This window comes from Eubacterium uniforme, from assembly GCF_900167115.1.
GTDB lineage: Bacteria > Bacillota > Clostridia > Lachnospirales > Lachnospiraceae > Eubacterium_S > Eubacterium_S uniforme.
Genome location: NZ_FUXZ01000002.1, coordinates 332,218 through 347,078 on the forward strand (window position 1 = coordinate 332,218; position 14,861 = coordinate 347,078).

13 protein-coding genes are annotated in these 14,861 nt (G+C 32.4%); 1 reads left to right on the forward strand and 12 read right to left on the reverse strand.

From position 1 onward, the window contains the following. Nucleotides 1–320: 320 nt before the first annotated feature. From smc to B5D16_RS01415, 9 genes are all read right to left on the reverse strand, one after another. The gene (gene smc / locus B5D16_RS01375) at nucleotides 321–3,914 is read right to left on the reverse strand and encodes a chromosome segregation protein SMC (RefSeq protein ID WP_078765155.1); all 3,594 of its coding nucleotides are present in this window, start codon (nucleotides 3,912–3,914) and stop codon (nucleotides 321–323) included. Nucleotides 3,915–3,922: 8 nt separating this feature from the next. Next, the gene (gene rnc / locus B5D16_RS01380; protein WP_078765156.1) at nucleotides 3,923–4,615 is read right to left on the reverse strand and encodes a ribonuclease III; all 693 of its coding nucleotides are present in this window, start codon (nucleotides 4,613–4,615) and stop codon (nucleotides 3,923–3,925) included. Nucleotides 4,616–4,643: 28 nt separating this feature from the next. Continuing rightward, a complete protein-coding gene (acpP, locus tag B5D16_RS01385) occupies nucleotides 4,644–4,871 on the reverse strand; it encodes an acyl carrier protein (protein WP_078765157.1) in 228 nt (75 codons plus the stop codon). A gap of 20 nt (nucleotides 4,872–4,891) precedes the next feature. Continuing rightward, nucleotides 4,892–5,899 carry a phosphate acyltransferase PlsX gene (gene plsX / locus B5D16_RS01390; RefSeq protein WP_078765158.1) on the reverse strand — a complete coding sequence of 336 codons (1,008 nt, stop codon included), beginning with the start codon at nucleotides 5,897–5,899 and terminating at the stop codon, nucleotides 4,892–4,894. A gap of 230 nt (nucleotides 5,900–6,129) precedes the next feature. Then, complete coding sequence (rpmF, locus tag B5D16_RS01395) at nucleotides 6,130–6,309, reverse strand: 50S ribosomal protein L32 (protein ID WP_078765159.1); 180 nt, start codon at nucleotides 6,307–6,309, stop codon at nucleotides 6,130–6,132. A 3-nt stretch (nucleotides 6,310–6,312) separates the two neighbouring features. Beyond that, entirely contained in the window at nucleotides 6,313–6,831 is a 519-nt protein-coding gene (locus B5D16_RS01400; RefSeq protein WP_159444244.1) for a YceD family protein, read from the reverse strand. Nucleotides 6,832–6,931: 100 nt separating this feature from the next. Next, complete coding sequence (locus B5D16_RS01405) at nucleotides 6,932–8,125, reverse strand: acetate/propionate family kinase (RefSeq protein ID WP_078765161.1); 1,194 nt, start codon at nucleotides 8,123–8,125, stop codon at nucleotides 6,932–6,934. Nucleotides 8,126–8,173: 48 nt separating this feature from the next. Continuing rightward, entirely contained in the window at nucleotides 8,174–9,169 is a 996-nt protein-coding gene (pta, locus tag B5D16_RS01410; RefSeq protein ID WP_078765162.1) for a phosphate acetyltransferase, read from the reverse strand. An 82-nt stretch (nucleotides 9,170–9,251) separates the two neighbouring features. Then, complete coding sequence (locus B5D16_RS01415; protein ID WP_159444245.1) at nucleotides 9,252–10,598, reverse strand: leucine-rich repeat protein; 1,347 nt, start codon at nucleotides 10,596–10,598, stop codon at nucleotides 9,252–9,254. Between the two features lie 152 nt (nucleotides 10,599–10,750). Here B5D16_RS01415 and B5D16_RS01420 point away from each other — a divergent pair, with 152 nt between their 5' ends. Continuing rightward, entirely contained in the window at nucleotides 10,751–12,028 is a 1,278-nt protein-coding gene (locus B5D16_RS01420) for a tRNA(Met) cytidine acetate ligase (RefSeq protein ID WP_078765164.1), read from the forward strand. A 226-nt stretch (nucleotides 12,029–12,254) separates the two neighbouring features. On the opposite strand, the gene B5D16_RS01425 is transcribed toward B5D16_RS01420, so the two are convergent. Genes B5D16_RS01425 through B5D16_RS01435 form a run of 3 tightly spaced genes read right to left on the reverse strand, consistent with a single transcriptional unit; the run spans nucleotide 12,255 to nucleotide 14,756 of the window. Beyond that, on the reverse strand, nucleotides 12,255–13,619 hold the full coding sequence (locus tag B5D16_RS01425) for a PFL family protein (protein WP_078765165.1): 1,365 nt from the start codon (nucleotides 13,617–13,619) through the stop codon (nucleotides 12,255–12,257). A 48-nt stretch (nucleotides 13,620–13,667) separates the two neighbouring features. Continuing rightward, nucleotides 13,668–13,940: an ACT domain-containing protein gene (locus B5D16_RS01430; RefSeq protein ID WP_078765166.1), complete on the reverse strand. Its 273-nt coding sequence runs from the start codon at nucleotides 13,938–13,940 to the stop codon at nucleotides 13,668–13,670. A gap of 15 nt (nucleotides 13,941–13,955) precedes the next feature. Continuing rightward, on the reverse strand, nucleotides 13,956–14,756 hold the full coding sequence (locus B5D16_RS01435) for an MBL fold metallo-hydrolase (protein WP_078765167.1): 801 nt from the start codon (nucleotides 14,754–14,756) through the stop codon (nucleotides 13,956–13,958). Nucleotides 14,757–14,861 lie beyond the last annotated feature (105 nt).

Sequence of the window (14,861 nt, forward strand, 5' to 3'; positions counted from 1 at the left end):
AGTCTTAGATAAACCAGCAACTAATCTTTTAAAGAAACCTTTATTTTCCTTAGTTGTATCATTATTATCGTCTGAAACTGAATCTTCTGCATTAGTTAAAGATATTTCTTCTGATTCTTCAGCAAATGCTGTTTTTTTTGAATCTTCATTATCACTAACTTCTTCAGATAAATTACTTTCGACTTCTACAGAATCATCATTATCTATAGTTTCAGAAGTTTTCACTGAATCATTCGTAACTTCTACGCTTTCTTCATTAACAACTTCTTCAGTTTTATCTTTCTTAAAAAACTTAAACATTCTAATTCCTCTCGATATATTTATTCATTTTCATTCTGACTTTCCTGCTCTTCCTTAGCAAGTTCACCTTCAATAAGATCAACAGAAACAAGTGTTGATACACCTTTTTCCTGCATTGTAATACCATAGAGTCTATCAACACTTTCCATTGTACCTCTTCTATGTGTAATTACAATAAATTGAGTATGTTCAGTAAGCTTATGTAAGTACTGAGCGAACTTAACAACGTTGCTACCATCAAGAGCAGCCTCAATTTCATCAAGAAGACAGAATGGCGAAGGTTTTAAGTTCTGAATTGCAAATAATAATGCAATCGCAGTAAATGCCTTCTCACCACCGGATAACTGCATCATATTCTTAAGTTGCTTTCCAGGTGGTTGTGATATAATCTGAACACCTGCTTCTAAGATGTCTTCAGATTCATCAAGTTCAATGGTACCTTTACCACCACCGAACAATTCTTTATATACCTTATCAAATTCATTCTTAATATCATTGAATTTTTCAGTAAACTGTTTCTTCATGCCCTTATCGAGCTCATCAATAATAGAAAGAAGATTATCCTTAGCTTTCATTAAGTCTTCATGCTGTGCATTCATGAATTCATAACGTTCGCCAACTTCTTTATATTCTTCAATAGCATTAACATTAACTGGACCTAAGTCTTTAATTTCCTTCTTAAGAGATGAAATTCTACTACCTAAATCGCTTCTGCTAACACTCATGTCAACAACAGTCTTTTTAGCTTCACCATATGTAAGTTCATATTCAGTCCACATATAGTCAACTTTATTATCACTCTTTTCACATAATTTTTCTTTTTGAGCTGATAATCTAAATAATTCTCTATCAAGAACTGATAACTTCTCAGAATACTCTTCACGCTTATCAAAGAAATCTTTATGTTCCTTCATCTGTTCTTCCTTAGAATTCTGAAGTTCATCAATTTCTTTTTCTGTATCATCCTTAACCTTAACTAATTTATCTATTTCAGCTTTAATAGTATCAATAGTTAAGAGACGTTCTTCAATTTCACCTGAGTTTTCTTCATTACTTCTGCTAATTTCAGTTTTCTTTTCTTCGTTAACTTTAATGTCTTCTTCAATTCTAGAAATATCAGAACATACAAACTCATGTTTCTGTGAAAGAGATGCAATTTCAATTTTTACATTTTCAATGTTCTTATCATTTTCAGATTTAGAATCATTCTTATCTTTAAGTTTTGCTGTTAAATCATTAACTGATTTTTCAAGTTCCTTAATTCTATCTTCGCTATTAAGAAGTTCATCAGAAAGTTTTTCACTATCCTTCTTAATATCACTAATTCTATTTTCAATATTCTCCGATTCACCAGAATGTTCTTCAAATTCAGAAACAATATTCTTCTTCTTTTCATCAGCCTGATTTAAGTTTACCTTAACAGTGTTCTGTAAGATGAACTGCTCCTGAATAGCCTTGTTAATCTTTTCAAGCTCTTCAGAAATAACTGAAATCTCACTTCTATTTTTAACAAGATCTGCATCAAGAGAATCTGCATAACTCTTAAGTTTTTTAATATTACCTTCAAGTTCTTCAATTTCTCTTCTTCTACCTAAAAGATTACTTGTATTCTTATATGCACCACCAGAAATTGAACCACCTGCATTAAGTAATTCACCTTCAAGAGTTACAATTCTAAGTGAATATTTAAATCTTCTTGCAAGAGCAATGGCATTATCAATATTATCAACAACAACTACTCTTCCAAGTAAGAACTTAGCAACACCACTGTACTTTTCATCAATTTCAACAAGAGAACTAGCAAGTCCTAAAACACCTTCCATCTCAAGTGCTTCCATGTTATTGAAATTAATTCTATTAGTACTCATTGAACTAAGCGGTAAGAAAGTAGCTCTACCAAACTTGTTCTTCTTAAGATATTCGATAATCTCCTTAGCAGTTGTTTCTGTATCAGTAACAATGTTCTGGATATTACCACCAAGTGCTGTTTCAATAGCAATTTCATACTTCTTTTCAGTCTTAATAATATCAGCAACAACACCAACAATACCCTTTTTAGAAGTCTTAAGTTCCATTACCTTCTTAATGCTATTACCATAACCTTCATACTTTTCAGTAATGTTCTTAAGAGACTCAAGTCTTGAACTATTTCTTAAAAGTTCATTCTTATTTCCATCAATGTTTCTTAAAATATTAGCCTGATTATTCTTAGCTTCCTTAATCTTACTTTCACATTTTTCCTGCTCAGCATTAAGCTCATTAATAGAATCATTGATTTTAATAAGTTCATTATTTAAATCATTAATAATCTCATCCTGCTTAGTAGATGCTTCCTTAAACTTAGCGATTTTATCTTCAAGTTCATTCTTTCTGATATTAATCTGCTCAATTAAAGTATCACATCTTTCAAGAGAAGATTTAATCTGTGTCTTAGCATTTAAAAGACTAATAATTTCTGCCTTGGCATCTTCAATTTTTTCTTCAATTTCAGATACTTCCTCAGCAAATACACTATTCTTATCAATATATTCTTCTTGTCTTTTTACAACAAGTTTCATATTAGCTTCAATATCTGCCTTATCTTCCCTTTTATTCTCAAGTTCAGACTTTCCAGTAGATATAGCTTTATTAAGTTCATCTAATTGATTCTTTATGTGCTCATCACTTGCCTTAGCAGAATTAATCTGCTCATTAATCAAAAGAATCTGGCTTTCCATCTTTTCCTTACTAAGAATTGATTCATTAACAAAATCTTTCTTTTCTTCTATCTTGTCATTTATCTCTTCGAGTAAGGCATCTAACTTACTATATTCTAACTTTGTTTTTTCAAGAAGACTTTCTGTCTCGTTATAATCAGTTTGAGTAATCTGAGTATTCTTATCAATCTCTTCAATGTCAGCCTTAAGCTTATCCATATCAATAACAAAAAGAGATGTTTCACAACTCTTAAGTTCATCCCTGTATGTTAAATATTTCTTAGCTTTATCAGACTGAATAGCAAGAGGCTTAACCTGACGTTCAAGCTCTGATAAAATATCTTCAACTCTGACTAAGTTCTGTTCTTCATCATTAAGTTTCTTTAAAGTTTCATTCTTTCTACGTTTGAATTTAACGATACCTGCAGCTTCATCGAAAAGTTCACGTCTTTCCTCTGGTTTACCAGAAAGAATCTTATCAATCTGACCCTGTCCAATGATAGAATATCCTTCCTTACCAATACCTGTATCATAGAAAAGTTCATGAACATCCTTTAATCTACAAACAGTACCATTAATCATATATTCGCTTTCACCAGATCTAAATAATCTTCTTGAAACTGTAACTTCATCATAATCAATTGGTAGTTTCTTATCTGAATTATCAAGAGTAATTGCAACAAATGCAAATCCAAGCGGCTTTCTCATCTCTGTTCCAGAGAATATAACATCTTCCATCTTAGAACCACGAAGCTGTTTAATCTTCTGTTCACCAAGAACCCATCTTACCGCATCAGCAACATTACTTTTACCACTTCCATTTGGTCCTACAATACCTGTTATTCCGTCATGAAATTCAAATTTTATCTTATTAGCAAATGATTTGAAACCCTGTATTTCAATACTTTTTAAGTACATAATTAACCTCAATTATATTTTTTCTTCACTTCAATAAGTGCATAATATGCAGCCATCTGTTCAGCTGCCTTTTTGGACTTTCCCTTACCTCGTGATAAAACTTCACCATTAATACTTGCCTTGTATTCAAATGTTTTATCATGATCAGGGCCTTCCTCTGATATTAGTTCATACTCTGGGACATCACCAAAGAGTTCCTGACAAATCTCTTGTAAAAGAGTTTTACTATCAGTAAATAACTGCTTATGTTCAATATCGTTTAATATAAACTTAAGTATAAACTTTCTAGCTTCATCAATGCCACTATCTAAATAAATAGCACCAATAACTGACTCTAGAACATCAGAAATAATGGAGTCACGATTACGTCCTCCATTTTTTTCCTCGCCATTACCAAGACGAATATAATCATTCAAAGAGAAATCCTTAGCACATAAAGCAAGAGTTGGTTCACACACAAGACTTGCTCTTAATCTTGTAAGTTTTCCCTCCGGAAGATCTGGATATTCAAAAAAGAGAAAATCACTGGATACTAATTCTAAAACAGCATCACCTAAAAATTCTATTCTCTCATAAAAGGAAGTACCTTCCTTTTGATGTTCATATGCATATGAACTATGAGTTATAGCTGTAAGTAAAAGATTCTTATCCTTAAATGAATATCCTATTTTATCTTCTAATTCTTTTATATCTACATTCATGATAACTTCCTTCTATCCATGAATAATCTTATAAAGCATTTTTAATCTGTTCTAACGCATCTCCAACTGTAACAATACCAGCTGCAGCTTCTTCAGGAATTTCAATATTAAATTCCTCTTCAAGACTCATAATGATTTCAACTACATCAAGTGAATCAGCACCCAAGTCATTAACAAATTCTGTTTCTTCAGTAATATCATTTTCATCTACGCCTAAAACTTCTGCAATCGCTTTTTTAATCTTCTCAAATTCCATTTTATTCCTCCTAAAAGCCCCTATTCTAAGGACATATGTTCTTTAATTTTTCCGTTAATATCCTGCTTTTTAAATGTATTACACTGCAAGATACTATGACAAACTTCAACAGACTTTGAACTACCGTGAGTCTTTACAACCAAGCCATTAAGACCAAGAAGTGGTGCTCCACCGTAATCCTTAACATCAAATCCTTTTAAAGTTTCTTTTAGCGTTCCCTTTATAAGTAACGCTCCAATCTTTGTTTTCAAATTAGATAACAAAGCGCCTTTTATCTTTTTAAGTAAAAGTGAACCAACACCTTCATATGTTTTAAGTAAAACATTACCAACAAATGCTTCTGTAACAACTACATCACATACACCTGCAGGAATGTCTCTAGCTTCAACACTACCAATAAAATTAATATCCTTACACTCTTTAAGAAGTGGAAATGTCTCTTTAACTAATGCATTACCTTTCTCTTCTTCAGCTCCAATGTTAAGAATACCTACCTTTGGATTCTTAATACCAACGATGTTCTCCATGTAAATAGAACCCATCTTTGCAAACTGAACGAGATGTGATGATCTAGCATCAACATTAGCACCACAATCTATAAGAAGTGAAACACCTTTATCTGTTGGGATAAGCGGAGCTAAAGGTGGTCTTTCAATACCTTTAAGTCTTCCGACTAAAAGCTGACCGCCAACTAAAACTGCACCAGTACTACCAGCCGAAACAAATGCATCAGCATCACCTGACTTAACCATCTTCATACCTACAACCATAGAAGAATCCTTCTTGCTTCTGATTGCCTTAACAGGTGGTTCGGCCATCTCAATTACTTCTGTAGTATGAACAATCTCAGTTCTATTCTTATCGTAAGTATACTTTGAAAGTTCAGCTTCAATTTGTTCTTTATCACCAACGAGTAATAATTTTATTTCATCACTGGCATTAAGTGCTTCAACACCACCTTTAACAATTTCAAAAGGTGCGTTATCACCACCCATGCAGTCAAGAACTACTCTTGTTAATTCACTCATATAAACTCCTTAATAATTAGTCTTTATCAACTTTATAATTATATCAAAAAGAAACCTTTATTTCTATAACTTTATCAAAAATAATTAGTGCATTAATTCCCGCAGCATATTCATACATTCTATATTCAATCAACTTAATATTAAACAAAATAAAAATCGGCAAAGCATTAGCTTTACCGATTTTTATTTTAATATTCAGTATAATCTAACCAAAGTTAGAATCCGACTAATTAGTCAACTGAAATAATTTCTTTCTTGTTGTATGAACCACAAGCTTTGCAAACTCTATGAGGCATCATTAAAGCACCACACTTGCTACACTTTACAAGATTTGGAGCACTCATCTTCCAGTTTGCTCTACGCTTATCTCTTCTTCCTTTTGAAGATTTGTTCTTAGGACAAATAGACATGGTTTACACCTCCTTAAACTGATTAAATACATCTTGAAACTTAGACATTCTCGGATCAATTTCTGCTCTTTCACAGTTACATGAACCATCATTAAGATTTTTACCACACTTAGGACATAATCCCTTGCAATCTTCCTTACAAAGTACCTTCATAGGAAGTCTAGTCAAAATCTCATTATAAACGAACTGTTCAGTGCAAAACTGTTTATCCTCAATAAAAGGATATTCCTCATCAGCGCCGGTCTGTAATCCAGTTTCGTTCATGTCAATTTCATTATTGTAAGCAATATCAAATTGCTTTTTAACATCACTTAGACACCTGTCACATAACATTATGATAGTTGCTTTTATCTGACCTATAATCTTAAGTTTTCCATCTTCGCACTTAAATAAAATATTAACTTTACCGTCCTCATATGGATACTTAAAACCATTAATATCAAAAGTCTTAGCTTCTATCTCGGTATCAACGGTGCATGTCTTACTATTATCTGAAATCAATGTTGATAAATCAATTAACATAATCTCTCTCCTTAAAAATGCACCTTTCCTATTATACATACTAAATATATGTTTGTCAAATACATTTTTACTAAATTTTGTATTTATCAGTAATACTTAATTATTTAACTAATGCTAATGTCTCTCTAGCGATTGAAAGTTCTTCATTAGTTGGAATTGCTACAACCTTAACCTTTGAGTTAGGTGTAGAAATGAGAACTCTTTCACCTCTGTGGCTGTTAGCCTCATCGTCAATTTCAACTCCTAAGAATGTAAGATATTCGCAGATAAGTTTTCTGTATTCAGCATTGTTTTCACCAACACCTGCAGTAAATGCGATTGCATCTACACCATTCATAGCTGCTGTATAAGCACCAATGTACTTAGCAACTCTGTAAATGAATGCGTCTCTAGCCGCAATTGCTCTTTCATTACCTTCAGCACATGCCTTATCAATATCTCTAAAGTCACTTGATACACCTGAAATACCAAGCACACCTGATTTCTTATTAAGGATGTTTAATACTTCATCAACGCTCTTGCCTTCTTTGTTAGCAATGAACTGAACAACCGTAGGATCGATATCACCACTTCTTGTACCCATGATAAGACCTTCAAGTGGTGTAAGACCCATTGATGTATCTACGCACTTGCCACCAATTGATGCAGAAATTGAAGCACCATTACCAAGGTGACAAACGATAACCTTGCATTTTTCTGGATCAAGGTTAGCAAATTTAATTGTTTCCTTTGAAACGAAGCTGTGGCTTGTACCGTGGAAGCCATATCTTCTTAAGCTATACTTATCAAGATATTCATATGGAATAGCATAAAGATAAGCTTTCTGTGGCATAGCCATACCAAATGCTGTATCAAATACTGCAACCTGAGCTGTACCTGGCATAGCAGCTTCACAAGCTTCAATACCAATTAAGTTAGCTGGGTTATGAAGAGGTCCTAAATCGAAACACTCTCTAACAACCTTCTTAACATCATCATTAACGATGATTGAATCACTATACTTTGTACCGGCATGAAGAACTCTGTGTCCTACAGCACCGATTTCATCTGTAGATGCGATTACACCATGATCTTTGTCTACTAATGCAGCAAGAACAAGTTCAATTGCATCCTTGTGGCTTTCCATAACTTTAGCTTCTTTATATTCTTCTTTACCTGTTGGTTTGTGTACAAGGTTTGAACCTTCAATACCAATTCTTTCAACTAAACCTTTAGCTAATACACTTTCATCATTCATATCAATAAGCTGATATTTAAGTGATGAACTACCGCAGTTAATTACTAAAATTTTCATCTGTAATTTCTCCTTAAAATGTTTCTTTTTGCATTACCATGCTTTTATCTATTTCATCTGAGCCTGAACAGCTGTGATTGCAATAACGCCTTCGATATCAGCTGCTGAACATCCTCTTGATAAATCATTAACTGGAGCAGCAATACCCTGACACATTGGTCCGTATGCTTCAGCCTTTGCAAGTCGCTGAACTAATTTGTATCCAATGTTACCAGCATCTAAATCTGGGAAGATTAATACATTAGCGCTACCTGCAACCTTGCTATTAGGAGCCTTTGACTTACCAATACTTGGAACGATTGCAGCATCAAGCTGAAGTTCACCATCAAGTGCTACGTCTGGAGCCATCTCCTTAGCAATCTTTGTAGCTTCTACTACTTTATCAACATCTGCATGCTTAGCACTACCCATTGAAGAATGTGAAAGCATAGCAACCTTTGGTTCAGCACCAACTAAAGCCTTAAAACTTTCTGCTGATGAAACAGCAATTGCAGCAAGTTCTTCTGAATTTGGATTCTGATTTAATCCACAATCACCAAATACGAATGTACCATTTTCACCGAATTCACAATTAGGAACGTCCATAACAAAGAATGCTGAAACAAGCTTTGTACCTGGAGCTGTCTTTATGATCTGAAGTGATGGACGAAGTGTGTTAGCTGTTGAGTGACAAGCACCTGAAACAACACCATCAGCATCACCATTTTTAACCATCATACATGCAAAATACATATAATCTGTTGTAAGTAATTCTTTAGCCTGCTCAGGAGTCATCCCCTTAGCCTTTCTAAGTTCAACTAAGCCATCAATATATGACTGTAATTTTTCTGATGTTTTAGGATTAATAATTGTAGCCTTTGATACATCAAAACCACCATTATTAGCAGCAAATTCTTCATCATCAGCAAGAATGATTAAGTTAGCTGTTCCTTCCTTTAATGCATTTGCTGCAGCTTCGTATGTTCTAACGTCCATACCTTCTGGCAAACAAATTGTTTTAACATTAGCTTTTGCTCTTTCCTTAATACTATCAATAAATGCCATTTTTAATTCTCCTTTCAGCATTTCTTATTATATAAATTATGTTTAAAATTATACTACTTTAAAAATCTTTCTGCCATAACAATTAAAACTTCTTGTATACAGCTTTCTTTGATGTTCCAGATTTTTTAATTTTCTTTTTATAACTCTTAAATTTTGATTTCTTAATCATAAATTTAATATTTTTATGTGTATTCTTAAAAGCAGATTTACCAACCTTCTTTAAAACTACACTCTTTATTTTTACATTCTTAAGTTTTTTACAATTATAAAAAGCCTTCTTACCAATAACAGAAACCTTAGCACCTATTACTACTTTTTTAAGTTTCTTTCTGTTTTTAAAAGCTCCTGCTTTTATTTCAGTAATTTCATAAGTTCTTCCACCGACAGTTACAGTATCAGCAATCTTAACAGACTTAGCGTTCTTTTTACTTGCACATACAACGGCTGTTGTTTTAGATGTAATCTGATAAGTAACCTTTGATTTTGTAATCTTCTTACCAACGCCAAACTGTTCAACTTCATATGAATTGATTTGATTCATCAGTGATTCATACTCATTAATTGTATTAACAATTGGATTGTAATAATCTAAAAATCTCTGTTCATATTTATCAAAATCCATTATTCCTCTATCAAGGACTCCGGTATAAACCTGTGAATAAGCAATTCCATTACCATACTTTGTTCCTTTAACCAAGGCAAAGCCTGTATATTTATACGTTTTACTAATTACATTAAAATAGTGTCCAATCTTAGCAAAAAACGCAGGATATGTTTTATATATTTCATACATATCCATATTTTCAATACCTGGATATGTTCCTGCTTTAATTGCATCATTTAACCACTTATGCTCATCATGATACCAACCTTGAAATGGATCAGAGTATCCCCAAGATAAATTCTCAGCTGTATCAAAATCCTTCGCATGATCTGTTTCTTTAGCAGCATAATTAACATTAGTCTGTGCCTGCGCCATAAGTTCATCACTTACTTTAAAAGCATCTAACCCAAGTTTACCTCTAATGTCATTACATTCTTTTATATAGGCAATTGATTTCTTCATGTTTTCAAGAGATGTTGAATCCTTAAGTGCAGCACTTACTGAATCGCCTTTATCAACTGCTTTTAAATAACTTTTAGATTTTAATGTTTTGTTATTTTTATAAATATTGATTCCTTTCTTTAATAATTTAATAGCATTATCAGAATTTACACTATCAAAGAAACCAATACTTCCTCTATTGTACTTTTTAACAGCACTATTATACGAAGATTTCATCGACTGAGCTTTAGAAACTAACGCATTATACTCGTCTTCAGAAATTGTTGCAGCAAATACATCTTTATTTACTATATCAAATGTACCATCAAATCCACACACACTAATTGATACTGCACACAGTACACAAACCAATTTTTTAAACATTAATAATCTCCTTTTTGCTCTTTTAAACTTGTTTTTCTCCCCGAATAATGATACCATATTTTTAAAGATTTTCAAATATATTCTTATATCTTTGTAAATTTTTTTGATATAATATACTTATAATTTTACAAGAATTATAAAAGGAGAGAAAAATGAAAACTGTAGCCATTGTAGCAGAATTTAATCCATTTCATACTGGACATAAATATATCATAAAAAAAGCTAAAGAATTGACTTCGGCTGATCATGTTGTTGTAATCATGAGTGGTAACTATGTTCAGCGCGGAGAACCTGCAATAATTAATAAGTATTTAAGAACAAGTGCTGCGTTAAAATGCGGAGCTGATTTAGTAATTGAACTGCCAATAAGATATGCTACTGCTAGCGCAGAATACTTTGCAACTGGTGCAATTAAAATCTTAAATTCACTTAATTTCATTGATTATCTTGTATTCGGAAGCGAAAACGATAACCTTGATGCACTTAATGAAATAGCCGATATATTTACAGATGAACCAAGTGATTTTAAAACCATATTAAAAGCGAATCTTAAGAAAGGTAATTCATATCCGCTTTCAAGATCTCTTGCACTTAGCGAGTATAAACCTGAATTAGTTGATGTTTTAAATCATCCTAATAACATACTATCTATAGAATATTTAAAAGCTTTGAAGAAAACCAATTCTCAAATCAAACCATTTTCAATAAAAAGAACTAATGATAATTATAATAGCACAATTTTAGATGAAGACTTTTCTTCTGCTACTGCAATCAGAAAAGCTATTAAAAACGGCGATCTTGAATCAATTAAAGAATATATTCCTGATTGTTTATATGATGATTTAAATTCAAATTACAATCATACATTCCCTGTATATGCAGATGATTTTTCACTATTACTTGCTGCTAATCTTACAAAGCAGAATTTTGATTATCATACATATGATACTGCTGATGTATTTAATTTTGAATGGGAATTAAGTTTAAAGGACATTAATACAGATCTTGATAACAGAATCAAGAATCTTTCTAAAGAATTTACGACTTTCTCAGAATTTGCTGATGAAATCAAATCCAAGAATGAAACAATGTCTGCAATTTATAGAAAGCTTTTATCAATCACATTAGGACTTAATGATACTGATAAGAATCTATGTAAAACAGAAATTACAGAATACGTTCGTGTCCTTGGTTTTAAAGAAGAATCAAAGATTATGAAAGAGCTTAGCAATAACTGTCTTGCTCCAGTAATCATGAAAAATAGCGACGGATTGATGCTCAAGGGCGATATGCTTAAATGCTATAAGACTTCTCTTTATTGTGATGCAATCTATAAACAGGTTTGCGTTAACAAATTCCACGATACTAACAAAGCTCGTGAACATATCGATTTACAGCTTGATAATTATGTAGTAATTTATAAACAATAATTATACAAATAAAAAGGCGGCTACCTGAGGGTGTAGCCGCTTTTTTACAACCTTATTAAATTTTTATACTCACATAAGGAGATTCACATATCACAAAGTGAATCGCAGAATAATCTCTGCTCTCTAAATTATAAAGTAACGTGCGTTAACCGTCAAGTATTTTATCAAAAAAAGACTAAATCAATTTTTGATTTAGTCTTTTTTATATATAAATAATTATTACATTTTAGTTCTTAAAGCTATGAATTGGTGCAGGAATTCTACCAGCTCTATTAACAAATGCTGAACAATTAAACTGATTAACTGGCATAATTGGTGCATATCCTAAAAGTCCACCAAATTCAACAATTTCTCCAACACCCTTTCCAATTACAGGAATAACTCTTACAGCAGTTGTCTTCTGGTTAATCATACCAATTGCTGTTTCATCTGCAATAATTCCTGAAATTGTTTCAGGAGTTGTATCACCAGGAATTGCAATCATGTCAAGACCAACTGAACATACACATGTCATTGCTTCAAGTTTTTCAAGTGTAAGTGCACCTGCATTTACTGCATCAATCATGCCCTGATCTTCGCTTACAGGAATAAATGCACCACTAAGTCCACCTACATATGATGATGCCATTACACCACCCTTTTTAACCTGATCATTAAGAATAGCAAGTGCAGCTGTTGTACCAGGAGCTCCTGGATGTTCAAGTCCAATTTCCTTTAAGATGTCTGCAACACTATCACCTACTGCTGGTGTAGGTGCGAGTGATAAATCTATAATACCAAATGGTACGTTAAGTCTCTTTGATGCTTCCTTAGCTACAAGCTGACCAACACGTGTAATCTTAAACGCTGTCTTCTTAATAGTTTCACAAAGCACTTCAAAACTTTCGCCTCTAACTGATTCAAGAGCTCTCTTAACAACACCAGGTCCAGAAACACCAACGTTAATAATACAATCTGCTTCTGTTACACCATGGAACGCACCAGCCATAAATGGATTATCATCTGGAGCATTACAGAATACAACTAACTTAGCACAACCAAGTGAATCATCTTCCTTAGTTGCTTCAGCTGTCTGTTTAACAACCTGACCCATAAGTTTAACTGCATCCATGTTAATACCAGTCTTTGTTGAACCTACGTTGATTGAACTACAAACTCTTTCTGTTTCCTTTAATGCCTGTGGAATTGATCTAATTAATAATTCATCAGCTGCTGTCATACCTTTAGATACCAAAGCTGAATATCCACCAATAAAGTTTACACCAACTTCAAGTGCAATCTTATCAAGTGTCTTTGCAATAGAAACAAAATCCTCAGATGTCTTACAAGCTGCACCACCAACTATAGCAATTGGTGTAACTGAAATTCTCTTATTAACAATTGGAATACCATATTCTCTTCCAATGCTATCACCTGTTTTTACAAGATTCTTTGCAAGTCTTGTGATTTTTTCATATATTTTCTCATTTACTTTATCTAAATCACTATCAATACAATCAAGAAGACTAATACCAAGTGTAATTGTTCTTACATCAAAATTATCTTCTTCAATCATCTTATTAGTTTCATTAACTTCGTATATATTAATCATTATTCTAAACCTTTCAAAGTATTATATATCTATAAATTACTTTATACCTTAGATACGGTGCATTAAGTTAAAAATGTCTTCATGCTGCATTGTAATCTTAACGCCGATTTCTTCGCCAACCTTTTCAATTTCAGTTGCTAACACTTCAAATTCCTTGCTTGACTTGTTACAATCACAAATCATCATCATGTTAAAATAATCATCAACGATAGTCTGTGAAATATCTAAAATATTAACGTTATTATCTGCAAGATATGTACATACCTTTGCCATAATACCAACTGTATCTTTTCCAAGAACTGTAATAATTGTTTTTTTCATCATATCCTCCTAAAATTAGATTTCCATAAATCGCATAGGCTCATCCCTTTTTGCGACTCTAATATTGAAATCCTTGGTATTATATGGACTCTCACTTAAATTAATCTCATTCTTAACAGATTCAAAAGCAAGCTCTTCCATATTATTCTCCTTACTAAGATGTCCTAGTAAGATATATTCTAAATCATCATGTAAAATACTATCAATTAACTTACCCGATGATTCATTTGACAAATGACCTTTTGTCCCCAATATTCTTCTCTTAAGTTCATAAGGATAAGAACCAACCATTAACATATTAACGTCATGATTAGCTTCAATAATTCCTGCATTAATACCTTTAAGATTATCTATAATATATTCATCATAACAACCCATGTCCGTTGCTACAGCAACTGATGAAGACTCATGCATAACTCTGTAACCAACCGGATCAGCAGCATCATGTGATATAGCAAATGCTCTCACTGTTAAATCACCAATCTCAAACTCTTCATCCTTATTAATTGCAATAAAAGACTCTGGTTCAACTTTACCAATCTTATTACTATTTAAGATTGCATCAATTGTTTTCTTTGTGGAATAAACCTTAGCATCCTTATACTTTCTTAAGAAAACACCAAGACCACTAATATGATCAATATGTTCATGAGTAATTAATATACCATTAATTTCAGAGGCAGAAATATCATTCATAGAAAGACCTTCTTCAATCCTCTTTTTACTAATACCAGTATCGATTAAAAGATTTGTATTTCCACTTGAAGCAAATGCACAATTTCCACTGCTTCCACTTGCGATACTACCAAAAATCATAGATAATCACATCCTTAAAAATTTCAACAACAAAATTGTTATTTAATTAACTTATATCATTCTATTTGAAAATGCATTTATTTTCAAGTGATTTTTTTATTTTCA